The sequence below is a fragment of the Microbacterium sp. NPDC057659 genome (assembly GCF_042799915.1).
Lineage (GTDB): Bacteria > Actinomycetota > Actinomycetes > Actinomycetales > Microbacteriaceae > Microbacterium.
In genome coordinates this window covers 110400-133504 of the sequence record NZ_JBHVHU010000003.1, presented here as the reverse complement: position 1 = coordinate 133504, position 23105 = coordinate 110400, and the positions used below count along the sequence as shown (strand labels likewise).

The 23105-nt window shown below is 68.5% G+C and carries 24 protein-coding genes; 4 read left to right on the top strand and 20 right to left on the bottom strand.

What is annotated here, in order from left to right:
• Nucleotides 1-55: 55 nt before the first annotated feature.
• The 16 genes from tuf to ACFVAE_RS15185 all read right to left on the bottom strand — a co-directional run bounded on the left by tuf (nucleotide 56) and on the right by ACFVAE_RS15185 (nucleotide 16684).
• Entirely contained in the window at nucleotides 56-1249 is a 1194-nt protein-coding gene (tuf, locus tag ACFVAE_RS15260; RefSeq protein WP_332837053.1) for an elongation factor Tu, read from the bottom strand.
• Between the two features lie 152 nt (nucleotides 1250-1401).
• Nucleotides 1402-3516 carry an elongation factor G gene (gene fusA, locus ACFVAE_RS15255; RefSeq protein ID WP_378893946.1) on the bottom strand — a complete coding sequence of 705 codons (2115 nt, stop codon included), beginning with the start codon at nucleotides 3514-3516 and terminating at the stop codon, nucleotides 1402-1404.
• 87 nt (nucleotides 3517-3603) lie between these two features.
• A complete protein-coding gene (gene rpsG, locus ACFVAE_RS15250; RefSeq protein WP_116241736.1) occupies nucleotides 3604-4074 on the bottom strand; it encodes a 30S ribosomal protein S7 in 471 nt (156 codons plus the stop codon).
• 5 nt (nucleotides 4075-4079) lie between these two features.
• A complete protein-coding gene (rpsL, locus tag ACFVAE_RS15245) occupies nucleotides 4080-4448 on the bottom strand; it encodes a 30S ribosomal protein S12 (protein WP_116241735.1) in 369 nt (122 codons plus the stop codon).
• A gap of 218 nt (nucleotides 4449-4666) precedes the next feature.
• Nucleotides 4667-8476 (bottom strand): SCO7613 C-terminal domain-containing membrane protein, encoded by a 3810-nt coding sequence (locus ACFVAE_RS15240; RefSeq protein WP_378893944.1) that lies wholly within the window; start codon nucleotides 8474-8476, stop codon nucleotides 4667-4669.
• A 79-nt stretch (nucleotides 8477-8555) separates the two neighbouring features.
• Nucleotides 8556-8768 carry a helix-turn-helix domain-containing protein gene (locus tag ACFVAE_RS15235; RefSeq protein WP_378893942.1) on the bottom strand — a complete coding sequence of 71 codons (213 nt, stop codon included), beginning with the start codon at nucleotides 8766-8768 and terminating at the stop codon, nucleotides 8556-8558.
• Nucleotides 8768-9244, bottom strand: coding sequence for a DUF2975 domain-containing protein (locus ACFVAE_RS15230; protein ID WP_378893939.1), 477 nt, complete (start codon nucleotides 9242-9244; stop codon nucleotides 8768-8770). Before ACFVAE_RS15230 ends, ACFVAE_RS15235 begins: the two co-directional genes overlap by 1 nt.
• Before the next feature lie 94 nt (nucleotides 9245-9338).
• Nucleotides 9339-9986: a spermidine/putrescine ABC transporter substrate-binding protein gene (locus ACFVAE_RS15225; protein WP_378893936.1), complete on the bottom strand. Its 648-nt coding sequence runs from the start codon at nucleotides 9984-9986 to the stop codon at nucleotides 9339-9341.
• A gap of 89 nt (nucleotides 9987-10075) precedes the next feature.
• Nucleotides 10076-10510: a DUF6121 family protein gene (locus ACFVAE_RS15220; RefSeq protein ID WP_378893934.1), complete on the bottom strand. Its 435-nt coding sequence runs from the start codon at nucleotides 10508-10510 to the stop codon at nucleotides 10076-10078.
• Between the two features lie 68 nt (nucleotides 10511-10578).
• Nucleotides 10579-11589, bottom strand: a complete 1011-nt coding sequence (locus tag ACFVAE_RS15215) for an ABC transporter (RefSeq protein ID WP_378893932.1) — start codon at nucleotides 11587-11589, stop codon at nucleotides 10579-10581.
• A 77-nt stretch (nucleotides 11590-11666) separates the two neighbouring features.
• On the bottom strand, nucleotides 11667-11822 hold the full coding sequence (locus tag ACFVAE_RS15210) for a hypothetical protein (RefSeq protein WP_378893930.1): 156 nt from the start codon (nucleotides 11820-11822) through the stop codon (nucleotides 11667-11669).
• A 63-nt stretch (nucleotides 11823-11885) separates the two neighbouring features.
• Nucleotides 11886-12494 (bottom strand): HAAS signaling domain-containing protein, encoded by a 609-nt coding sequence (locus ACFVAE_RS15205; protein ID WP_378893927.1) that lies wholly within the window; start codon nucleotides 12492-12494, stop codon nucleotides 11886-11888.
• Nucleotides 12491-12823: a PadR family transcriptional regulator gene (locus ACFVAE_RS15200; RefSeq protein ID WP_378893924.1), complete on the bottom strand. Its 333-nt coding sequence runs from the start codon at nucleotides 12821-12823 to the stop codon at nucleotides 12491-12493. Before ACFVAE_RS15200 ends, ACFVAE_RS15205 begins: the two co-directional genes overlap by 4 nt.
• Nucleotides 12824-12880: 57 nt before the next feature.
• A complete protein-coding gene (locus ACFVAE_RS15195) occupies nucleotides 12881-13762 on the bottom strand; it encodes a sugar ABC transporter permease (RefSeq protein WP_378893921.1) in 882 nt (293 codons plus the stop codon).
• A 1-nt stretch (nucleotide 13763) separates the two neighbouring features.
• Nucleotides 13764-15383, bottom strand: coding sequence for an ABC transporter permease subunit (locus ACFVAE_RS15190; protein WP_378893918.1), 1620 nt, complete (start codon nucleotides 15381-15383; stop codon nucleotides 13764-13766).
• Nucleotides 15384-15451: 68 nt separating this feature from the next.
• Nucleotides 15452-16684, bottom strand: coding sequence for an extracellular solute-binding protein (locus ACFVAE_RS15185; RefSeq protein ID WP_378893916.1), 1233 nt, complete (start codon nucleotides 16682-16684; stop codon nucleotides 15452-15454).
• Nucleotides 16685-16875: 191 nt separating this feature from the next.
• Here ACFVAE_RS15185 and ACFVAE_RS15180 point away from each other — a divergent pair, with 191 nt between their 5' ends.
• From ACFVAE_RS15180 to ACFVAE_RS15170, 3 genes are all read left to right on the top strand, one after another.
• Complete coding sequence (locus tag ACFVAE_RS15180) at nucleotides 16876-17364, top strand: YajQ family cyclic di-GMP-binding protein (RefSeq protein WP_157310480.1); 489 nt, start codon at nucleotides 16876-16878, stop codon at nucleotides 17362-17364.
• Nucleotides 17365-17438: 74 nt separating this feature from the next.
• Nucleotides 17439-17774, top strand: a complete 336-nt coding sequence (locus tag ACFVAE_RS15175) for a hypothetical protein (protein ID WP_378893914.1) — start codon at nucleotides 17439-17441, stop codon at nucleotides 17772-17774.
• A gap of 71 nt (nucleotides 17775-17845) precedes the next feature.
• A complete protein-coding gene (locus ACFVAE_RS15170) occupies nucleotides 17846-18115 on the top strand; it encodes a hypothetical protein (RefSeq protein ID WP_378893911.1) in 270 nt (89 codons plus the stop codon).
• A 3-nt stretch (nucleotides 18116-18118) separates the two neighbouring features.
• Here ACFVAE_RS15170 and ACFVAE_RS15165 read toward each other — a convergent pair whose 3' ends face one another.
• The 4 genes from ACFVAE_RS15165 to ACFVAE_RS15150 form a co-directional block, all read right to left on the bottom strand.
• Nucleotides 18119-19168, bottom strand: a complete 1050-nt coding sequence (locus ACFVAE_RS15165; RefSeq protein ID WP_378893909.1) for an alpha/beta hydrolase — start codon at nucleotides 19166-19168, stop codon at nucleotides 18119-18121.
• Between the two features lie 87 nt (nucleotides 19169-19255).
• Nucleotides 19256-20626, bottom strand: coding sequence for an FAD-dependent oxidoreductase (locus ACFVAE_RS15160; RefSeq protein WP_378893906.1), 1371 nt, complete (start codon nucleotides 20624-20626; stop codon nucleotides 19256-19258).
• Nucleotides 20627-20676: 50 nt separating this feature from the next.
• Nucleotides 20677-21729 carry a polyprenyl synthetase family protein gene (locus ACFVAE_RS15155; protein WP_378893904.1) on the bottom strand — a complete coding sequence of 351 codons (1053 nt, stop codon included), beginning with the start codon at nucleotides 21727-21729 and terminating at the stop codon, nucleotides 20677-20679.
• Between the two features lie 19 nt (nucleotides 21730-21748).
• A complete protein-coding gene (locus tag ACFVAE_RS15150; protein WP_378893901.1) occupies nucleotides 21749-22468 on the bottom strand; it encodes a class I SAM-dependent methyltransferase in 720 nt (239 codons plus the stop codon).
• Nucleotides 22469-22515: 47 nt separating this feature from the next.
• Between ACFVAE_RS15150 and ACFVAE_RS15145 the strand changes: the two genes are divergently transcribed.
• Complete coding sequence (locus ACFVAE_RS15145; protein ID WP_378893899.1) at nucleotides 22516-23082, top strand: DUF402 domain-containing protein; 567 nt, start codon at nucleotides 22516-22518, stop codon at nucleotides 23080-23082.
• Nucleotides 23083-23105: the final 23 nt, after the last annotated feature.

Genomic DNA, 23105 nt, shown 5'->3' with positions numbered 1-23105 from the left:
AATACGACAGAGGGGCCGGACCCGTAGGTCCGACCCCTCCGATCTCAGAGAGAGATTACTTCACGATCTTCGTGACCGTGCCGGCGCCGACGGTGCGGCCACCCTCACGGATCGCGAAGCCGAGGCCCTCCTCCATGGCGATCGGCTGGATCAGCTCGACCGACATGTCGGTGGTGTCACCGGGCATGACCATCTCGGTGCCCTCGGGCAGCGAGATGACGCCGGTGACGTCGGTGGTGCGGAAGTAGAACTGCGGGCGGTAGTTCGTGTAGAAGGGGTTGTGGCGGCCACCCTCGTTCTTGTTGAGGATGTACGCAGTGCCCTCGAACTCCGTGTGCGGGGTGATCGAACCCGGCTTCACGACGACCTGGCCGCGCTCGACGTCCTCGCGCTTGGTGCCGCGGAGGAGCAGACCGCAGTTCTCGCCGGCCCATGCCTCGTCGAGCTGCTTGTGGAACATCTCGATACCGGTGACCGTGGTCTTCTGCGTCGGGCGCAGACCCACGATCTCGACCTCGGAGTTGATCGCCAGGGTGCCACGCTCGGCGCGGCCGGTGACGACGGTGCCACGACCGGTGATCGTGAAGACGTCCTCGATCGGCATCAGGAACGGCTTGTCGCGGTCACGCACCGGGTCCGGAACGTGCTCGTCGACGGCGTTCATCAGCTCGACGATCGACTCGACCCACTTCTCGTCGCCCTCGAGAGCCTTCAGGCCCGAGACGCGGACGACAGGAGCGTTGTCACCGTCGAAGTCGTTCTTGGAGAGCTCCTCGCGGACCTCCATCTCGACGAGCTCGAGGATCTCCTCGTCGTCGACCATGTCCGACTTGTTCAGCGCGACCAGCAGGTAGGGGACGCCGACCTGCTTGGCGAGCAGGATGTGCTCCTTGGTCTGCGCCATCATGCCGTCGGTGGCGGCGACCACGAGGATCGCGCCGTCCATCTGAGCGGCACCGGTGATCATGTTCTTGATGTAGTCGGCGTGACCCGGGGCGTCGACGTGAGCGTAGTGACGCTTGGGGGTCTCGTACTCGACGTGCGAGATGTTGATCGTGATACCGCGCTGACGCTCCTCCGGAGCGGAGTCGATGGTCGAGAAGTCACGAACGACGTTGACGTCGGACGGGTACTTGTCGGCGAGCACCTTCGAGATCGCAGCGGTGAGCGTGGTCTTGCCGTGGTCGACGTGACCGATCGTTCCGATGTTGACGTGCGGCTTGGTCCGCTCGAACTTGGCCTTGGCCACTTGGTCCTCCTCAGGACGTTCGTGTAGAGATCGCCGGGCACTGGATTGTGACCGGCTCCCTACAGATTTCGGTTTCTCAGTTTAGTAGAGAGGGAATGTGAAGTTGTGGGGAGTCCGGGATGCCGCTGCGAAGCGGCATCCCGGACAAGGGCTTACTCGCCCTTGGTCTTCTGGACGATCTCGTCCGCCACGGCGCGGGGCACCTCGGCGTAGGAGTCGAACTCCATCGAGTAGACCGCACGGCCCGAGGTCTTCGAGCGCAGGTCGCCGATGTAGCCGAACATCTCGGACAGCGGAACCGACGCACGGATGACCTTGACGCCCTGGGCGTCCTCCATGGACTGGATCTGGCCACGACGCGAGTTCAGGTCGCCGATGACGTCGCCCATGTACTCCTCCGGAGTACGGACCTCGACGGCCATCAGCGGCTCGAGCAGCACCGGGTTCGCGCGCTTGATGGCCTCCTTGAAGCCCATCGAGCCCGCGATCTTGAACGCCATCTCCGAGGAGTCGACGTCGTGCGAGGCACCGTCGAGCAGGATCGCCTTGACGCCCACCATCGGGTAGCCCGCCAGCGCACCGGTCGCCATGGCGTCCTGGAAGCCCTGGTTGGTCGGCTCGATGTACTCGCGCGGGATGCGGCCACCGGTGACCTTGTTCTCGAACTCGTACGTCTTGTCGGCCGTGACCTCAAGAGGCTCGATCGTGAACTGGATCTTCGCGAACTGACCCGATCCACCGGTCTGCTTCTTGTGGGTGTAGTCGTGCTTCTCGACGGCCTTCTTGATCGTCTCGCGGTACGCCACCTGCGGCTTGCCGACGTTCGCCTCGACCTTGAACTCGCGCTTCATGCGGTCCACGAGGATGTCGAGGTGCAGCTCGCCCATGCCCTTGATGGTCGTCTGACCGGTCTCGGGGTTGAGCTCGGTGCGGAAGGTCGGGTCCTCCTCAGCGAGCTTCTGGATGGCGACACCCAGCTTCTCCTGGTCGGCCTTGGTCTTCGGCTCGATGGCGACCTCGATCACCGGCTCCGGGAACGTCATCGATTCGAGGACGACCGGCTGCGCGATGTCGGCCAGGGTGTCACCGGTGGTGGTGTCCTTCAGGCCGATGACGGCGTAGATGTTGCCGGCGGTCAGCTTGTCGACCGGGTTCTCCTTGTTGGCGTGCATCTGGAAGATCTTTCCGATGCGCTCCTTCTTGCCCTTGGTCGAGTTGATGACCTGCGAGCCCGACTCGAGCTCACCCGAGTACACGCGCACGTAGGTCAGGCGACCGAAGAACGGGTGCACGGCGACCTTGAAGGCCAGCGCCGCGAAGGGGTCCTTCGCGTCGGGGTGGCGGATGATGACCTTCTCTTCGTCCTTCGGGTCGTGCGCCTCGATGGCGGGCACGTCCAGCGGGGACGGCAGGAAGTCGACGACCGCGTCCAGCATCGGCTGCACACCGCGGTTCTTGAACGCCGAGCCGCAGAGCACCGGGTAGATCTCGTCGGCGATCACGAGCTTGCGGATCGCGCCCTTGATCTCGGCGATGGTCAGCTCCTCGCCGCCGAAGAACTTCTCCAGAAGCTCCTCGTCGGTCTCGGCGACGGTCTCCAGCAGCTGCTGGCGGTACTCCTCGGCCTTGGCCTGGAGGTCGGCGGGGATCTCCTGGATCTCGTAGGAGGCACCCATCGTCACGTCACCCTTGGCGTCGCCCGGCCAGACCAGGGCTCGCATCTCGATGAGGTCGACGACGCCGACGAAGTCGTTCTCGGCACCGATCGGCAGCTGCAGCACGAGCGGCTTGGCGCCCAGGCGGCTGATGATGGTGTCGACGGTGTAGTAGAAGTCCGCACCGAGCTTGTCCATCTTGTTGACGAAGCAGATGCGCGGGACGCCGTACTTGTCGGCCTGACGCCACACGGTCTCGGACTGGGGCTCGACGCCCTCCTTGCCGTCGAAGACGGCGACCGCACCGTCGAGCACGCGGAGCGAGCGCTCCACCTCGACGGTGAAGTCCACGTGACCGGGGGTGTCGATGATGTTGATCTGGTTCTTGTTCCAGAAGCTGGTCACGGCGGCAGACGTGATCGTGATGCCGCGCTCCTTCTCCTGCTCCATCCAGTCGGTCGTCGACGCGCCGTCGTGGGTCTCGCCCAGCTTGTGGTTGACACCCGTGTAGAACAGGATGCGCTCGGTCGTCGTGGTCTTGCCGGCATCGATGTGCGCCATGATGCCGATGTTGCGGACCTTGCTCAGGTCGGTGAGCACTTCTTGTGCCACAGGAGTGTCCTTATCTGTCTAGCAGGGGTACTGCGAAGAGTGGATGCCGGTCCCCGGCGGATGGCCGGGGACCGGCGAAGCCGCTTTTTACCAGCGGTAGTGCGCGAAGGCGCGGTTCGACTCGGCCATCTTGTGGGTGTCCTCGCGGCGCTTGACCGCGGCACCGAGGCCGTTCGAGGCGTCGAGGATCTCGTTCTGCAGACGCTCGGTCATCGTCTTCTCACGACGACCCTTCGCGTAGCTGACGAGCCAGCGCAGCGCGAGGGTGTTCGCGCGGTGCGGCTTGACCTCGACCGGAACCTGGTAGGTCGAGCCGCCGACGCGGCGGCTGCGGACCTCGAGGGTGGGGCGCACGTTGTCGAGCGCCTTCTTGAGCGTTGCGACCGCGTCCTCGCCGTTCTTGGCGTGGACGCCCTCGAGCGCGCCGTACACGATCGACTCGGCGAGCGACTTCTTGCCGTCGACGAGGATCTTGTTCACGAGCGAGGTGACGATCGGAGCGCCGTAGACCGGGTCGTTGACGACGGGGCGCTTGGGGGCGGGACCCTTACGAGGCATCTAACTCAACCCTTCTTCGCGCCGTAGCGGGAACGAGCCTGCTTACGGTTCTTGACTGCCTGGGTGTCGAGCGCACCACGGACGATCTTGTAGCGGACACCGGGGAGGTCCTTCACACGACCGCCGCGGACGAGCACCAGCGAGTGCTCCTGAAGGTTGTGGCCCTCACCGGGGATGTAGGCCGTGACCTCGGTGCCGTTGCGCAGCTTGACACGAGCGACCTTGCGCATCGCCGAGTTCGGCTTCTTCGGGGTGGTGGTGTACACACGGGTGCACACGCCGGCCTGCTGCGGGTTCGACTTCAGAGCGGGCGCCTTGGTCTTGTTGACCTTCGGCGAACGTCCCTTGCGAACCAACTGCTGAATGGTTGGCACGTTCTCTCCTAATAGTGCTGCACGGTGACAGCATGATGGGTTTCACATCATGACCCACCGGCGTGACGGAACCGCCGCGCTTTTGGTGTGATGGGTATGCCGTGGGGGCGGATCGGCGAATGCCGACGCCCTGACGTGAGCGCACAGCAGTGCGCACACTCGACCAAGTGTAATCCGGCGTAACGCCCCCGGTCAAATGATCGCGGAGGCCACGCCGGTCAGCGCAGATCGCGCATCCTGGCGACCACTCCCCTGCCCGCACCCTCGCGCCGTTCGCCTGCCACCGCGATGATCAGAAGCACTGCTCCGATCGTGGCGAGGGTGATCCACCACGGCATGGATTCTATGCCGCGGCCGAGCTGGACGGCGAAGACGAACACGTTCTCCACGGGCAGCACGATCAGCCCGAGGATGAAAGGCGCGGACAGCCTGCGCGCAGCGCCGATCAGGATCGCCGCGAGGGCGAGCACCATCACCAGGATCGCCCGCCAGGTGAGCGGGTCGGTGAACGTCGACACGACGGATGCCGAGAGCATGACGATCAGGCCCGGTGCGAGCAGCGGCCACGATCCCCGCCAGCCGCGGGGCCAGTCGACGAACCTGGCATCCGCCTCCGCCGCACCGGCGCGCAGGCCGAGCGCACCCGCCGAGAGCAGGAATGCGCCGAGCGGCAGCGAGAACCACTCCACGCGCAGTTCACGCGGGCTCCACGCGACCACAGCGGTGACGAAGGCGATGCCGAACAGGAACCAGACCGGCGGCAGCATCCCGCCGCGATCGGATGCCGCGAAGACCATCAGCACGAGCACCGTCAGCATGAGCGCCCACATCGTCCAGATCACCGCCCAGTCCCCCTCGATCGCCGGCCACACGCCGAGCATGAGGGCGAGCACGGCCGGCGCGTACCGCCACCGGGAGGTCGTGAACCGCACGAGCGCGGGTCCGGATGCAGCACCCCGCAGCATCCGCACGGCGACGACGATCCCGAGCGCGGCCAGTGCGCTGAGGCCCGCGCACACCAGGAGCACGCCGATCGCCGAGTGCGCCAGCGGTGCGGCATCCCGCCCCGACGCCCAGCGCACCGCCTGGATCGTGCCGGCGATCATGGCGACGGCGGCCACACCGAGCGCGGGTTCGCGCAGCGCGCGCAGCCGGCGCGGACGCGGCGCGGCGGAGCGCGCGACCAGCGCGGTCATACCGAGCAGCGCCCACCCGGCGGCGAGCAGCCCGTACGCGCGCCAGGGAGTGTCGGCCGAGCCGCGAGCAGCGGCGAGCAGCACGTCGAGCGGCAAGATCGCCACGGCCAGCCCCGCGGCGAACAGCCCGACGGCGGAGCGCCCGCGCATCGTCAGGATGATGCCGACCACCGCCGCTCCGAGGGCGGGCGGCAGCAGGTACGCCTCGGGCAGAACCACTCCGGCCAGCGCCCATGCCGACCACAGTGCTCCGGTGAACGACGCGGCCGAGACCCACCATCCGTAACGGCGCCCTGCGACGACGGATGCGAGGGCCGCGCCCACACCGAGCACGATCAGCACCAGGCAGGCGGTGCCCGGCCCCGCGGCCTCGCGCGAGAGCGCGAGCAGCACGGCGATCGCGCCGGTCAGCAGCGCGGATGCCTCGATCGAGATGCGCGCCGCATCCGCGGTCTTCTCGTCGCGACCGCGCGTGACGAGCACGCCGGTGATGAGCGGACCGGACGCCAACGCCACTGCCACCAGCACGGCGACGATCGGCAGCGCCACCGGCGACCCGCTCTGCACGAGCAGCTGCGCGCACAAGCAGACGACGGTCACGGAGAGCGTCGGCACGAGGAGCCCGGCGGCGGCGATGCGCACCGGCCCCGTGAGACCGGGCCTGCGCGTCAGCAGCAGCACCAGTGCGAGGGCGAACATGGCCCCCGTCGACAGCGCCGTCCAGCCACTGCGCTCGACGAGCACCTGGACGATGCCGATCACGAAGGGCACCGTCGCCACGCCGAGCACCGCATACCAGTTGCGAGCACCGATCACGGGCAGGAATGTCGCCACGATCGCTCCGAGCAGACCAGCGGATGCGGTCAGCGAGAACTGCGCGATGCCGGTGATCCCGACCTGCGACAGCGCGGTGGCCAACAGCGCGAGCGCGTAGGCGCACCCCGCTCCGACGTGGATGAACCTGACCTCTTCGGGGAGCGTCCTGGCCGCCACGGCGAGCGCGACGAGGATCCCGACTCCGGCCGGCGGCACCAGCGTCCGGTCCTGCCACGAGAGCAGCACGGCGACGAGCAGCGCGACGTGCACGGCCACGATGAGCAGCAGGCGGATCGTCTTCGCACCCCGCCCTCCGGCCCGGAGCAGGATCGCTCCGACCGCGACGGATGACAGCACGACGACGGCGATGCTCAGCGGCAATACGAGCAGCCCCGAGCAGCCGAGGGCGAGGACGGCGCCCGTGCCGTACAGCACCGCTGTGGCGTGAGCCGGCACGGCGAGTCGGGCGATGTCGCGGCGGGCCACTGCCAGCAGCCCGAACGCGACGAGGCCGAGCGCGACGACTCCGAGTGCGACGACCGCAGGCAGCGTCGTCTCCGAGAGGGGGTACGGCTGGGAGCTGTCTGCGACATCGCGCAGCAGCGACGAGCCGATGATCAGGCCTCCGAGCACCGAGGGCACGCTCATCAGGGCGACCGTCGCGGCCGCACCGGCCGCGAGGAGGGAGCGCGGCGTGCGCGAGGGCAGCGGCACGACGGCAGCGCAGACGAGGACGACGGTCGATCCGATGACGGCCACCGCAATCGTCCAGTCCAGCGCGCCGTCGGTCATCAGGCCCATCGCGGCGAACGTGCCGCCGAGAGCGCCGAGGATGCCGCCGAGGAAGGCCCAGATCCGCGGAATCGCATGCCGCGCAGCCAGAACCGCCTGCACGGCGAGCACCGCGAGCACCAGCGCGATGAGCATCTCCCCGCGCCCCGCGAAGCCGATGCGCGCGATGGCGAGGACGGTCGCGATGAGCTGAGCCGCCGTGAGCACCACGGCTTCAGCCGCGAGCGGCCGTCTCGAGCGCGCGGTCGGCGCCGGCGACTGCTCAGCGGCATCAGTCTTCTTGGGCGGGAACTGGACCGCGAAGCGGGGAAGCAGCGCGCACAGTCCCATGCCCGCGAACGCGGAACCCGCGAGCAGCAGCGCACCGACAAGTGCATCGTCCGCGGCGAAGCCGAGCATGGCCGGCACCGCGCTCAACGCCGGAAGCGAAGCCCACAGCCAGATGCGGATGCGGGCGCGCAGCGCCACCACGAGCATCAGCCCGCCTGCGACGGCGGTGGCGATCGCCCCGGCGGCCCAAGCTCCGGAATCGGTCTGCGCGACGCCGGCCACGGCCTGTACGTCCAGCCCCACGAACACGAGCCCGAGCCCGCCGACCGCCTCCGCGGAGGACTGCAGCCGACGGCGCGCGAGCAGCCAGGCACCGCCGAGGAACACCAGGGTGACCAGCCCGATGATGACGCTGCGCACGGTGCGATCGGCGAGGTCGGCGTTGAAGAAGGTGAACACGATCGCGGCGACGGCGAACAGTCCGGCGCCGGCGGTGGCGAGCACGGACTGCAGGCTCGCGCCGGGATTCGCCCCCGCCCCCTTCGCCGGCGGGAACGAGGAGGCCGGCGGCCCCACGGGCGCCGGCGGCTGCGCGACGGCGACCGGAGCTGCCATGGCGGACACCGGATGCGTCGCCACCGCGGCATCCGGTGCCGGGGCCGCGATCGGCGCGGCTCCGGCCTGCGGCACCTGGGCGGGCGTGCGGACCTGCGCGGGTCTGCCGGTGAGCAGCGCACGGCGCTGCAGGTCCGCCCGGATGCGCAGCACTCGAGCGGCCTCCACGGACGCCGCCCAGAGGTCGGCTCCGGTCTGTCCGGTGAGATCGACGGCGCACTGCGGGCAGACGCCCGCGATCAGCTGCGCGCTCGCGCAGACCGGGCAGGACTTCGCGTCGAGCAGGTGCGCCGCGGCCCGCTCGCTCCAGTCGATGCCGCGCTCGTTCGTGGTGCTCATCGCTTCTCCCCCTCGTGGGCCCGACAGAACGCTAACGGCCGCGGCGACAGCCCCACGGCCCGCTGTGGAGAACTCCCCATCACTCCCCCTCCGGTACCCAGCGCAGGATGTCGCCGGGCTGGCAGTCCAGCACGCGGCAGATCGCGTCGAGGGTGGTGAACCGCACCGCCTTGGCCCGCCCGTTCTTCAGCACAGCGACGTTGGCGGGCGTGATGCCGATGGCGTCGGCGAAGTCCTGCACGCTCATCTTCCGGCGGGCGAGCATGATGTCGATGTCGATGGCGATGGGCATCAGACCACCTCGGACAGGTCCTGCTCGAGCTGCAGCGCCTTGCGCAGCAGTCCGCGCATGACCCGAACCAGAAGGGCCAATGCGATGCTGACGGTGACCCCGAGCAGCGCCAGGATCGTGATACCGGGATTCGCCGCACGGGCGGCGAAAACGACACCGTAACTCACCGCGATCAGCAGGGCGGAGGCCAGCATGGTGATGGCGATGACGTCGACGTAGCGGAAGGCGTCGGAGCTGAAGATGCGGTCGGATCGCACCAGCCCGAGCAGCTGGAACACGCACACCAGCACGATCTCGATGAGCACGAGGAAGAGCACCGCACCGACGACACCCGGGATCTCGAGGAACGCCACCTCGGGGTTCCGCTCCGCGGTGCTGGCGGCAACCCCGGGGATCATGAAGATCTGCGCCACGAGCAGCAGCGCGAGCATGACGATGATCATCGCCTTGAGAGCGAGAGTGGCACGGGGCTGCATGAGGCATCCTATCGATAGACGGCGTATATCTATCGAAAAACGATAGCCGTTGCGATGGCGGCAACGCAATCGCCGACAGCGCTGCGGGCGCCCGTCAGAGCGTGTCGGGGTCGAACGGCGAGTCCAGCGCCTCGCTCAGCTCGGCGAGCATCGCCTCGATCTGCGGCTCGACGTACTGCGAGATGGCTGCCTGCACGGCGAGGCGATGCCGAAGCAGGATGCCGCAGATCTCACGGCCGACCATGTTCGCGTACTCGTCGGCGAGCGAGACCTCCTGCCGCAGCGCGGCCTTCGCCTCCTCGCTCAGCGGCGGGAGCGGGGGAAGGTCGGCGGCGGCGTCATCCGCCATCCCCGCGACGGTGAACAGGAAGGGGGCGCCCGGCACGGGGTCGGGGTCCAGCGGCATCCCGTCGTACTCCGGCTCGAGGTCCTCCCCCGGACGGTAACTGCGCGACCTGTTGCGATCGGCCTGCTGGTCGAGCTCGCGCTGCAGCATCGGCAGGTTGCGGGCGGTGTACTCGGCGACGGCACGATCGACGATGGTCTTGATGCGCGTGGACAGACCGTGCTGCACACCGTGCGGCACGTTGCCGCCGATTCCTACGGCGGAGAGCACGGGCGAGCCGAGGCAACGGCGGCACGGCGCGACTCGGCCGCGGTGGGTGGCCGGCTCCCAGCGCGGCACCCAGCGCAACCAGGCCTCGACGGCCTGGTCCACCTGCGTCTCCAGCGAGCGCTCCACGGGACAAGCGTAAGCGGAGGATGCCGCAGGGGCGCGGAACCGCGCGGAATCCGGTCCGTCCGGTGGCGTCGTCGCCAGGTGTGAGGGCGTCACTCCTCCGGCGGCTGGTCCTCCCAGGGCCAGTGCGGCTTCCTCGAACGGGTGCGACGCAGCGCGACGCCGATCCAGGCGGCCGCCAGAGCCGCGAGCGCCACCACCATGGATGCCCCGCCGACGACCAGCTGCATCACCGCTGCGGTCGCCGCCGCCACTCCGGCGCCGCCGAACAGCGCTGCGACCCACACGCCCGCCAGGTGAGCGAGCGCGGTCGCCACCCCGACCAGGACGGATGCCGGGTACGTCGGCCTGCGCAGGCGGAGCGACGGCACCAGGATCGCGACGAACCCGATGATCGCGGCGACCATCCCCACGACGCCCGGGTACTGGCCGAGATCAGGGACGCTGAGAATGTCCGAGTCGGTGAAGTAGCTCAGCATCCCGAGCCCGAGAATCACGAGCCCGAAGAACAGGACCGTCGCGAGCACCGTCGCCAGGACGGCCGAGACCCCCGCGGCCGGAGGCTCGCGGGGGTCTGACGGCGTCGTGGACGTGGTTACCTCGACAGGCTCGGGCCGGCCTCGAGGGTGCGCTCGTACTCGCGCTGCGCCTCGATGTTCAGCTCGGTCTTGCGTGCGCCGGCACGCGCGGCCCACGCCCCGAACCAGATCGTCAGCTCGCGGCCGATGATGAAGGCGGCGATCGCCAGCGGGGCGAACAGCTGGTCCTGCACCAGGTCGACGCCCTGCTGCGCGGAGAGCATCCAGAACGGAGCCTCGAACAGCTGGCCGAGCAGGTGACCGGCCCAGGCGGCGACGCCGACCAGCAGACCCCAGATCACCCAGTGACCCCAGCGGCCGCGGTTGATGATCGCGCCGAGCAGCCAGAATGCGATGAAGAAGACCACGACGGGAGTCCAGAACCCCCAGGTCGTCAGCGGTGCGAGTGCCTTGTCACCGATGTTCTCGCCGGTGACCTTTCCGCCGGCGGCGCCGATCCCGAGGGTCACGCCCAGCAGCAGGATCGCGAAGCAGAGCGTCGCGAGCAGGCCGATCGCGCCGGCCGTGCCGCGGTTGCCCAGCGGGCGGGGTGGCTCGGGCGCCTGCACGAAGATCGGCTGCGGCTGAGGCGGCGGAGCGTCGACCACCGGCTCGGTGGGGACGACCTGCGTCTCCGCGGCGGCCGCGGCAGCGGCGGTCGCCGAGGCGCCGTAGGCCGCAGTCGCGACGTCGTCGGTCGCGGAGTACGTGATCGCGGTCGGGGGCTCGTGGTCATCGGCGACATCTGACGCGTCGGCGGTGGCCGCCGAAGTGAAGGTGCCGGGGAACGACTTCTCCGCCTCTTCGAAGGCGGCGGCGTCGGGGTCGATGGCCGCGACATCCGCAGCGGACTCGTCGGCGGTCGCGGCATCCTCTGCGGCCTCGGCCGCAGCATCCAGCGCGTCGCCCTTCGGCTCCGCGGCGCCTGCGGCAGCGGCCTCGGCGTCTGCGAGTCCGGCCTTGGCGCTGTCCACGACGTCGTCGACGTCGCCGGGCTTCTCGGGCTGGGGAACCTCGGGGTCGCTCATGGTGCCGCCTCTCATCGGTGGGTTCGGTGCGAGATTAGCGCGCGGCGGACGATGACCCGAGGAGGCGTGCCGTCGTGTCAGGGCATCGAGTTGCGCAGCCCGTCGCCGATGAGCTGGATCAGAGCGGGGCCCGCCGGTTGCGCCAGCCACAGCAGCACGGCGACCACGCACGCGCAGAAGAAGCCGGCGATCCAGGCGATCGCCCGATTCCGCCCTCCCACCCGAGCGCTCATGCCGCCACCGTACGCCCGCTTCCGCCGCTCCTGCCCGCTCGACACGCCCGCCGATCGACAGGATCAGGATGCCGACGGCGTGGTCCTCCCGCGCAGGCGCCAGAGCAGCCAGAGGCCCGATGCCGGCATGAGGACGAACGCCAGGATGAACGCGAGGTGCCATGCACTGAAGCCCATCGGCAGCAGAGGGTTCGCCACCGCGTCCTCGCCTGAGCTCTCGACCGCGGCGAGCGGGAGGAGGGACGCGAGCCCGAATCCGAGGACCGCGATCGGCACGGCCGCGAGAGCGACGGCCTTCTCCCACGAGCGCCACAGCCCGGACATGAGCACCAGCACGGCTCCGACCAACCAGCCGACGACTGGGATGACGAAGCCGCCGAAGGACAGCACGAGCGCTGCAGTGATCGCGAAGCCCTTCGTCCCCGTCGCAACGGGCTTCAGCGGAGCCTCGGGCACTGCCGGCGCCGTGCGCTGGGCGCCACCGGCTTCCAGCGCCTCGCGCGCGATCGTCTCGGGATCGCCGAGCTGCGCGATCCGCGCGGCCGCGGCATCCGTCGCCAGCCCGGCGAGTTCCTCCGCGATACCGGCACGGATGTCAGAGGCGATCCCGTGCGGCACGTCCCGCAGCGCGGCGTCGAGCCTGGCAAGGTAGTCGGCGGTGTCGATGGTCATGGTCGGTCCTCCCCGATGAGACCCGTCACGGTGCGGGCGAACGGCATCCAGTGCGTGCGGAACTCTGCGAGCTGCGCGATCCCGGCATCCGTGAGCCGGTAGTACTTGCGCACCGGACCTGACTCGCCGGGCATCTCGAACGTCGACACCCAGCCGTTCTCGCGCAGGCGCGCGAGCAGCGGATACAGAGTGCCGATGCTCGCGATGAGCCCGGACTCGGTCAGAGCCTCGGACAGCTGCCAGCCGTACATCGGCTCGCGTACGAGCAGACCGAGCACGCAGTACTCGACGACGCCCTTGCGCATCTGCGCACCGATGTCGACTGTCATGCGTCACAAGCTAGCATGCGACGCAAGACACTTCGGGCCGCCGCCCGGGAGAGGAGATCAGCCCTTCGTGGCGCCGGCGGTCAGACCACCGACGATGTACTTCTGCAGGAAGAGGAACAGGACCATCACCGGGACTGCTGCCATCACGGCGCCGGCGGAGAACGCCGACCAGTCCGCGTATCGCGGGTTCGACACCAGCTTGGTCAGGCCCACCACCAGCGTCTGCTTGTCGGGGTCGATCAGCATGACGCTCGCGATCACGTACTCGTTCACCGTGCCGATGAACGACAACAGGGCGACGACCGCGAGGATCGGCGCGACCAGCGGCAGGATCATGGTGAAGAAGATGCGCGCGTGGCCGGCGCCGTCGATGCGGGCGGCCTCGTCGAGCTCCATCGGCAACGTGTTGAAGAAGCCGTACATCAGGTAGGTGTTCACGCCGAGCGCTCCGCCGAGATACACCAGGATCAGGCCGGTGTGCGTGTTCAGGCCGATCGCCGGGAACCAGTCCCCGATCGTCGACATCAGCAGGAAGATCGCGACCACGGCGAGCAGCTGCGGGAACATCTGCACGACGACGATGGTCACCAGGCCCACGCGGCGGCCCGAGAAGCGCATGCGCGAGAAGGCATAGGCCGCGAGCGCACCGAGGAACACCGTCACGAAGCCCGTGACCGTGGCGATCACCAGCGTGTTCCAGAACCACAGCGGGTACGGGTTCTTCGGGTCGGTGAGGATGCGCACGTAGCTGTCGAAGCCGATCGCGGAGAACAGCTGGTTCGAGCCGGTCAGCGTTCCCTTCGGATTCAGCGAGGCCGACACCACGTACAGCAGCGGAAAGATCGCGAAGGCGCTCACCACGATGGCGACCACGTGCCGCCATCCGGTGTCGGCGAACCATTTGCCGATCGAGCGGCGGGAAGAGACTGCGGTGCTCATGTCAGTTCAGCTCCTCGAGGGCCTTGGTCTTGCGGAAGCTCACGATCGAGATCACCGCGACGACGATGAAGATCAGGATGGTGAAGGCCGAGGCCAGACCGTAGTCGCGGGTCTGCCCGGTGAAGGCCACCTTGTAGACCATCGAGATCAGGATGTCGGTGTGCCCGACCGGGATCGACACGTCCTCGAAGCGCGGGCCGCCGCCGGTGAGCATGTAGATCAGGTTGAAGTTGTTGAAGTTGAACGCGAACGACGAGATCAGCAGCGGGGCCACGGTCACCAGCAGCAGCGGCAGCTTGATGCGCCGGAAGATCTGCCACGGGTTGGCGCCGTCCATCGCGGCGGCCTCGTTCACGTCGTCCGGAATGCCCTGCAGGGCGCCCATGCAGACCAGGAACATGTACGGGAAGCCCAGCCACAGGTTCACGATCAGCACCGACACCTTGGCGAGCGTCGGGTCGGTGAGCCACGGGATGGATGCTCCGCCGAAGATCACCTGGTTGATGAAGCCGAAGCTCTCGTTCATCATGCCCGCCCACACCAGCGCCGACAGGAAGGCCGGGAACGCGTAGGGCAGGATCAGCAGGATGCGGTAGCCGTTGCGGAACCGCATCCGGGTGTTGTTGAACACCAGCGCCAGCAGCAGGCCGAGGAAGAACGTGGATGCCACGGAGATGAGGGCGAACACGAACGTCCAGATGGTGACCGAGATCAGCGGGCCGCGGATCGACGCGTCCGTGATGGCGCGGACGAAGTTGTCGAAGCCGACCGTGATCTGCCAGCCCGGCATCAGCTGGTCGCCGTTCTCGGCGGTGAACGCGCCGACGCCCGTGTCACTGTAGACCGCGCCGGTGCGGGTGTCGGTCATGGTGTCGGCGCCCGCGTCATAGACGAGGGTGGAAACGTAGAGGTAGCCGTTCTGCCCGTCGGGGGTGCGGATCGCGCCGTCGTTGGGATCGTCGCTGAACGGCACCGAGAGCTTCTCGATCTCGCTCGAGCGCTGGATGACCTGCGCGAAGCTCAGGGTGGTCCAGCCGTCGACCGCGACGGCCTTGCCGCCCTCCATGGTCGCGTCCGGAGCATCCTGCAGCGGCTGCTCGTCGGTGCCGACGCTCGCCTCTCCGTCCTCGGGATCGGTGACCAGCAGGCCGAGCGTGCCCAGCCTCTCGACGACGGTGACCGGGAACGTGGGCGAATCCTCGACGCGCTCCTGCGCCGAGGCCATCAGCGACGAGATCGCCTGGTCCTTGCTGCCGTTGTGTCCGGTGCCGTAGTTGGTGAAGCCGATGTAGCCCGTGTACAGCAGCGTGAACACCTGGAACAGGATGAGGAAGATCACACCGGGCGTGAGGTACTTCGCCGCGATGCGCTTGCGACTGAAGTAGATCCAGTTGACCAGCACCGCGACGACGACGACAACGCCGAGCACCAGCCATTCCCGGTGCGAGACCAGGACGAACGCCGCATAGAGCGCGATCGCGTCGACGATCGCCAGCAGCAGGATCTTCAGCAGCATCCAGCGCATGCTGCCGGATGCCGCCTCCGCGATCCGCGCAGCCTGGCGCTGCTTCTTCGTGGGCGGCGCCTGCGGCGCCCCCTGCTCAGTCGTGGTCTGGCTCATCCCTCACCCCGTCGTGCACGGCTGCCGGGGCGGAGCGGATGCTCCGCCCCGGCAGAGGTGGACTCGAATTACTTGATCGCGGCCGTCACGTCGTCGACGAGCTTCTGCCACGTCGTCTTCGGGTCGGCGCCGTTGATGATGGCGGCCTCGGCGATGCCCCAGTACTGCCACACGGAGCCCATCGCGGGGATCGCGGGCATCGGCACGGCGTCCGCGCCGACCTTCTGGAAGCCCGCGATGATCGGGTCGGATGCCGCGGTGTCGGCAGCCGCGGTCAGGGCGGGCAGGATGTTGCCGGCCTTGAACAGCTCGAGCTGGACGTCCTCGGTGCCGATGTAGTTGACCAGGAAGTCGTTCGCGGCGACCTTGTTCTTCGACTCGGCGCTGACGAAGAAGCCCTTCACGCCGGCGAACGGCGAGGCGACCTCGGAGGTCGGGCTGGGGATCTGGTCGATCGCCAGGTTGATGCCGGCGTCCTTCGCGGCGCCGACGTTCCACGGACCGGTCAGCCAGAAGGCGGCCTTGCCGTCGATGAACTGCTGCTTGGCGATCTCACCGTCGATGTCGGTGTTCAGCGTGCCGGCCTTGCCCTGAGCGGACAGCCAGTTCGCGAACTCGAAGCCGCCGGCGCTGCCGAGCTGCAGGTCGGTCGGGTCGTAGGAGCCGGTGTCGTCGGTGCCGAACACCGGGGCGCCGAACGCGGTCTGGAACGGGTACAGGTGGTAGGGGTTGCCCTCCTTGCCCTGCTCGACGACGAACGGCTGGGCGAGGCCGGCGGCCTTGCCCTTCGCGATCATGTCGTCGAAGCTGGTCGCCGGCTCCTTGATGAGGTCGGCGTTGCGCAGCACGGCGATGTTCTCGACCGCGTAGGGGAGCATGTAGGTGGTGCCCTCGTAGGTCGACGCCTGCAGCGCGACGGGGAGGTAGTCCTTCGAGGAGTCGCCGAGCTCGATCGGCGCGACGACGCCGTTCGTGGAGAGCTCGCCGAGCCAGTCGTGCGCACCCATGGTGATGTCAGGGCCCTTGCCGGTCGGCACCTGCTGGATGAAGTCGTCCTTGATGGTGTCGACGTCCTTGCCGACGATGTCGACCTCGACGCCGGTCTTCTTCTCGTAGGCCTTGGCGGCGCCGGTGAGGGCGTCGACGCGCTCGGCGTCGACCCAGACGGTCAGCTTGCCGCTCTTCGCGCCCGCGTCCGAGCCCTTGTCGTCCGTGGAACCGCTGCTGCAGCCGGCGAGCGCCAGCGAGGTCAGAACGGTGATCGCGCCGAAGGCCGCGATGCTCCTCTTGTTCACCTTCATTGGTGGTGTGCCTCTCTCGATGCGTGTGGCCTGCAAAACTGCAAGCGCTTACAGTATGCATGGAAGAAGCCGCCCCGCGCAATGCCCCGGAGCGGTGATATCTAGCTGTGACCTTACAGTCGCTGGGTTCCACTTCATGGAAGCGCTTCCATATCGGATGCCTCGGGGCCGCACTCGTTACACTTGGCGGCATGGCTGACTCTTCATTCGACATCGTCTCCAAGGTTGATCACCAGGAGGCCGAAAACGCCGTGAACCAGGCCCGCAAGGAGATCGAGCAGCGCTACGACTTCAAGGGCACCGACGCCTCTGTCGCGTGGAGCGGCGAGCAGATCCTGATCAAGGCGAACTCCGAGGAGCGCGCGAAGGCGGTCCTCGACGTGCTGCAGTCCAAGCTCATCAAGCGCGGCATCTCGCTGAAGAGCCTCGACTCCGGCGACCCCTTCGCCAGCGGCAAGGAGTACCGCATCGTCTCCTCGCTCAAGGACGGCATCTCGAGCGAGAACGCGAAGAAGATCGGCAAGATCATCCGCGACGAGGGCCCCAAGGGCGTGAAGAGCCAGATCCAGGGCGACGAGCTGCGCGTGCAGTCCAAGAGCCGCGACGATCTGCAGGCCGTCATCGCGCTGCTCAAGGGCAGCGACCTCGACATCGATCTGCAGTTCATCAACTACCGCTGATCATCGCTCCCGCGCCCGGTGCACGCACTCGATTCGGGGTGCCGCCGGGCGCGGACTGCGCGTAGCGTCGGAGGATGGGCGCGCTCATCTACGACGACTCCGAACACCCGATCTTCATCGAGGACCGGACACTCGCTCATCTGAAGGTCGTGATCTCAACCAAGCTGCGCCGGCAGGAGAGCTTCACACTGAGCTGGCGGCATGCCGACGGTCAGCCCGTGGGCAGGACGACGATCTGGCTGCATCCCTCGATCCCGCTGCGCTTCGTGTTCGATGATGCGCAGCCGCCGGAACTCAACGCCGCCTGGATCGAGCGGCTGATGCACTCCGCGAACACGACGGGCGGAATCCAGCTCGTCGATGAGGTCGATGAGGTCGATGGGGTCGAGGAGCAGCCGGAGCAGGCGTGATCACCGACGGTTCAGCGGCCACCGGCGGCGGACCTCTGGCGCTTTCCCACGGCGACCGATACTCTCCCGCCATGGACGAGACGCGCATTCCTCGAGCCGGCCGCGGCTATCTCATCGGCGCCTGGCTTCTCGCACTGGCGATCGGCGCGGCCGCGGGGCTCGCGCTCGGCTTCCTCCTCCAGGACCTCCTGCCGGGGGTCATCATCGGAGTCGCTGTCACCGTACTCGTCGGCGTCGCCATCGCGCTGGGCGTGCGCCGCTCCGGATCAGGAACGATCGAGGGCGCTCCGCCCTGGACCGGCGACGCCGGGGTGCGGAACAACCAGAGCGGCTCGCTCTGACAGTCAGCGCTGCCGCGTCGCGGCATCCCATCCCGTGACCCACTGCGCCAGGCGCGCATAGGCGTCCTCCCGCGCCTCGTGGCGCGACAGGAACACGTCGTGCAGGGCGCCGTCGATGCGCGCCACGGTCACCGACGGACCGAGCTTCAGCGCAGCCCTGGCGATGTCGTCGACCCAGAGCACGGTGTCGGCGCTCGTGAGTGCCTCCGACCATGCCGTCGGCATGGCCGTGCGCGCGGACAGCAGGACGAGAACCGGTGCATCGATCCGCACGCCGGCGGCGATCTGCCGATGCCCGGTGAGGATCGCGTTGAGCCAGCCGGCGTAGACCGTCATCGTCTGCTCCGGACGCCAGTCCAGGTTCACGTCCATCGGGTCGGTGGGGTCGGCGACCGCGTTCTGGGCGCGCGTGTAGAACCCGAGATCCACCTGCGGCGCCTTCTCCAGAGGCCAGTACTTCGCCTGCATCCCCACCAGTGGCGCGATCGTCTCCCGCTGGAAGCGAGGCAGCTGGAACTCCAGCCAGGGGCTGTTCAGCACCATCCCGGCGGCCTCACCCGGATGCCGGTCGGCCCACAGGCTGAGGATCAGTCCCCCGGTCGAGTGTCCGAAGAGCATGAGGCGCCGATGCTCGGCATCCTGTCCCTCTCTGATCACCGCGAGCGCTGCAGCGATGTCCTCGTCGTAGGTCGCGAGGTCGTCGATGTAGCCGGGCGTCTGGCCCGGTCGCAGGCTGCGGCCGTACTTGCGCAGGTCGAGCGCGAAGAAGCGCGCTCCGCGCGCGGTCCAGAAACGGGCGAGCCTCTTCTGGAAGAAGTAGTCCGACCAGCCATGCACGTAGAGCACGTCGACGTCGGCCAACGGTGGCACCGGGGCCGGCATGGGACGGATGCCGCGCAGCCGCTGCCAGAACGTCGGCGCGGGCACGGGCTCGGGCGCATCCGGCAGGGCGCGCACCAGCGTGGCGACGACCTCGCCCTCGTCGTCGTGACCGAGCGGCAGGGTCTGCTGGACGAACTCGTCGCCCAGCACGTCCGGCGTCCACTCCCCCATGGGGTCAGCGTATCCGCCTTTCGTCTCGCTCCGCGGATCCTGAGCGAGGAGCGAAGCGACGAGACGAAGGCGCTGGGACCGGACGCGTCAGTCGCGCGAGACGCGGACCATCTCGTCGCGGGGAACGACCTTCACACGGGCACGTCCCTCGGGCTCACCCAGTGCGATCTCGTGCGCGTCCAGACGGTGCCAGCCGTCCAGATCGGTCCACAGCACGCCGCGCTCCTGCAGCAGGGCCGGGATCGCGTCCTCGCCGGGGACCTCGGGCTGCCACCACGACCCCTGGTCGTTGATGAGGTGCCGCACGGTCTCCATCGCGTCGGACTTGGTGTGCCCGATCAGGCCGACCGGACCGCGCTTGATCCACCCCGTGGCGTAGATGCCGGGCACGCGCTGGTTGGACTTGTTCTCCAGCACCTGGCCCTCGCGGTTCGGGATGACACCGTGCTTCTTGTCGAAGGGCACGTCAGGCAGCGGCGAGCCGAAGTAGCCGATCGCGCGGTAAAGCGCCTGCATCGGCACCTCGCGCATCTCGCCGGTGCCCACCGCACCACCCGCACCGTCCGACTTGGTGCGCTCGTAGACCAGCGCCGCGACGCGTCCCTGCTCGTCCTTGCGCACCTCGACGGGCCGGGCCCAGAAGTGCAGGTGCAGCCGGCGCGACGCCGTGCCGCCCGCGTTGTTCACCGAGTCGAGCTTGCGCCAGGACTGCAGGATGCGGTCGATCACCATGACCTGCTTGTTGCTGGCCACGGCGTCCTTCGAGGCCTCGTCGTAGTCGAAGTCCTCGTCGTAGACGACCATGTCGACATCGCGCAGCTCGCCGAGCTCGCGCAGTTCGAGCGGCGTGAACTTCACCTGCGCGGGGCCGCGACGGCCGAAGACGTGCACGTCGGTGACGGCGCTGCCCTTCATGCCCTCGTAGACGTTGCGCGGAACCTCGGTGACCAGCAGGTCCTCGGCATGCTTGGCGAGCATGCGCGACACGTCGAGTGCGACGTTGCCGTTGCCGATCACGCCGACCGATGCCGCAACCAGCGGCCACTCCCGCGGGACGTCCGGGTGCCCATCGAACCAGCTCACGTAGTCGGCAGCGCCGTAGGAGCCGAGCGCGTCGATTCCGGGGATGTCGAGCGAGGTGTCGCGGACCGCGCCGGTGGCGAAGATCACCGCGTTGTAGTGCCGCTTCAGGTCTTCGAGCGTGATGTCCTCGCCGAAGCGCACGTTGCCGAACAGGCGGATGTCGCCGCGGTCGAGCACGTCGCGCAGTGCGTTGATGATGCCTTTGATGCGCGGGTGGTCGGGGGCGACGCCGTAGCGCACCAGGCCGTACGGCGCCGGCAGCTGCTCGAACAGGTCGATCGACACGTCGAACTTGCGCTCCGCCTTCAGCAGGAGGTCGGCGGCGTAGATGCCTGCCGGGCCTGCGCCGACGATAGCCAGCCTGAGCTTGGTCATGAGTGTCCTTCCGTGAGGTCGGTATCAGAGGCCTGCGAGCAGGACGCCGCTCAGCGCGAGCGTTCCTCGAGGCTCTCCGCGAATCGGGTGAGCGCCTCCCGGACGGAGCCCTTCGGCAGCACGCCGAGAGCGGCGATCGCCTCCTTCGTCCAGGAGTGCGCGAGCTCGCGAGTGCGCTGCGTGGCCGGGTGGTCGCGCAGCTCGGCGAGCGGGCCGTCCAGCAGCGCGGCGTCCTCGCCGTCGGCGATGCGGGAGACGCCCTCGTCGATGCGGTGCGCGAGATCGCCGGAGTCCTCCTGCTGGAGCAGCAGGAGCGGCATGGTCGGCACGCCGGCGCGCAGGTCGGTGCCAGGCACCTTGCCCGTGTCTGCCGGGTTCGCAGACAGGTCGATCACGTCGTCGAGCAGCTGGAAGGCGACGCCGATCTTCTCGCCGAAGATGCGCATGGGCTCCTCGTACTCGGCCGGAGCGTTCGAGAAGATCACACCACCCTGTGTGGCGGCGGCGATCAGCGAACCGGTCTTGTCGGAGAGCACCTGCAGGTAGAACTCGATCGGGTCGTCGCCCGGCTGCGCCCCCACGGTCTCGTGCAGCTGGCCGAGAACGAGCCGCTCGAAGGTGTCGGACTGCAGTCGGATGGCGCGATCGCCGTGGTGCGACATGAGCTGGCTGGCGCGCGAGAACAGGATGTCGCCGGTGAGGATGGCGACATTGTTGCCCCACACCTCGTGGGCGGAGGGGACACCGCGGCGCTTGTCCGCGCCGTCCATGACGTCGTCGTGGTACAGCGAGCCGAGGTGTGTGAGCTCGAGCGCCTTGGCGATGTCGATCACGGCGGGGATGTTGCCGTCGCCGAGCTGTGCGGTCAGCAGGGTGAGGATCGGTCGGATGCGCTTGCCGCCCGCTTCGTACAGATAGCGGCTGGCGGCATCGGCGACCGAGTCCGTGGCCTTGAGGTCTTCGGCGAGGCCGGACTCGACGAGTTCGAGGCCTGCCTCGACCTCACGCGACAGACGGCGCGCTGAAGGCCCGAGGAACAGGCGGTCGCTGAAGCCCAGCAGGCTCGCAAGGCGCGTGCCCGGGGCGTCGGGGCTCGAAGTCACGCATCCAGCCTACCTGCGATCAGGCGACCGGCTTGCGAGCCCGGTGCAGTGCCACGATGCCGAAGGAGAGGTTGCGCCAGGCGACGTCGATCCAGCCCGCCTCGCGCAGCCAGGCGGCGAGCGTCTTCTGGTCGGGCCACTCCCGGATCGACTCGTTCAGATAGTCGTATGCCTCGCCGTTCGTTCCTGCCACCCGAGCCACGCGCGGCAGCACCTGCGAGTTGTAGAAGCCGAAGAACGCGCGGAAGATCGGCGACGGCGGCGTGGAGAACTCGTTGATCACGAGGCGCCCGCCGGGCTTGGTCACGCGGAACAGCTCGGCGATCGCCTTCTTCGGGTCCTGCACGTTGCGCAGGCTGTACGACATCGTCACCGCATCGAACTCGGCGTCCCCGAAGGGCAGATCGGTGGCATCCGCCTCGACGAAGCTGAGGTTCGGCAGATCGCCGTGCCGGCGCTCGCCCTCGGCCAGCATCCCGGGCGAGAAGTCTGCGGCGACGACGTCGGCGCCGCTCTCCGCGAGCGAGGCCGAGGAGGATGCCGTGCCCGCACCCAGGTCGAGGATCCGTTCGCCGCGCCGGGGCGCGACGGCCCGCGTGGTCGCCGCGCGCCAGAGCGCGTCGTTGCCGACGGTCATCACCGTGTTGGTGCGGTCGTATCCGGCGGCGACCTGGTCGAACATCCCGCTGACGCGGGCCGGGTCCTTGCCGAGGTCGGCGCGGTTGGGCTCTGCGGTCATCCTTCGATACTACGGGGCGGCATCACGGCGGTCGTAGACTCGGCCGAGTGAGTGCACAGCGTCCTGAACCCGGCCAGACGATGATCTTCCAGTGGCGCAAGTGGGACGGCTCAGAGCACTGGGGCGGCGAGGGCGTGTACCTCGGCGCGGACCAGTGGGGCGACTGGATCGGCCAGCCGGTCGGCTGGACCAGTTCCCGCCCCGGCAGGTCGTTCGTGGCGGAGAGCCCGAACGTCACGCTCGTGCCGCGGGATGCCTCCGACTACGCGCTCACCGTGCACCGCGGGCATCCGCGGGCGATGCGCATCTACATCGACCTCGCCTGGGACGTGCGCTGGTCGGAGGACGACCCGCTGCTCGCGACCGCGATCGACATGGATCTCGACGTGGTGCGGCACCTCGACGAGCGCGGCACCCGCACCGTGGACCAGGACGAGTGGCAGGAGCACAGCGCGCAGTTCGGCTACCCCGCCGACATCATGGCCCAGCTCGAGGCCCGCGCGGCCGAGCTCGAGACGCAGGTGCGCGCGCAGCAGGCGCCGTTCGACGACGCCACGGCGGATGCCTGGATCGACAGGCTCGTCGCTCTGGGGCTGGACCGCCCACTGCGTTGAATTCGCGCGAATAGACTGATCCG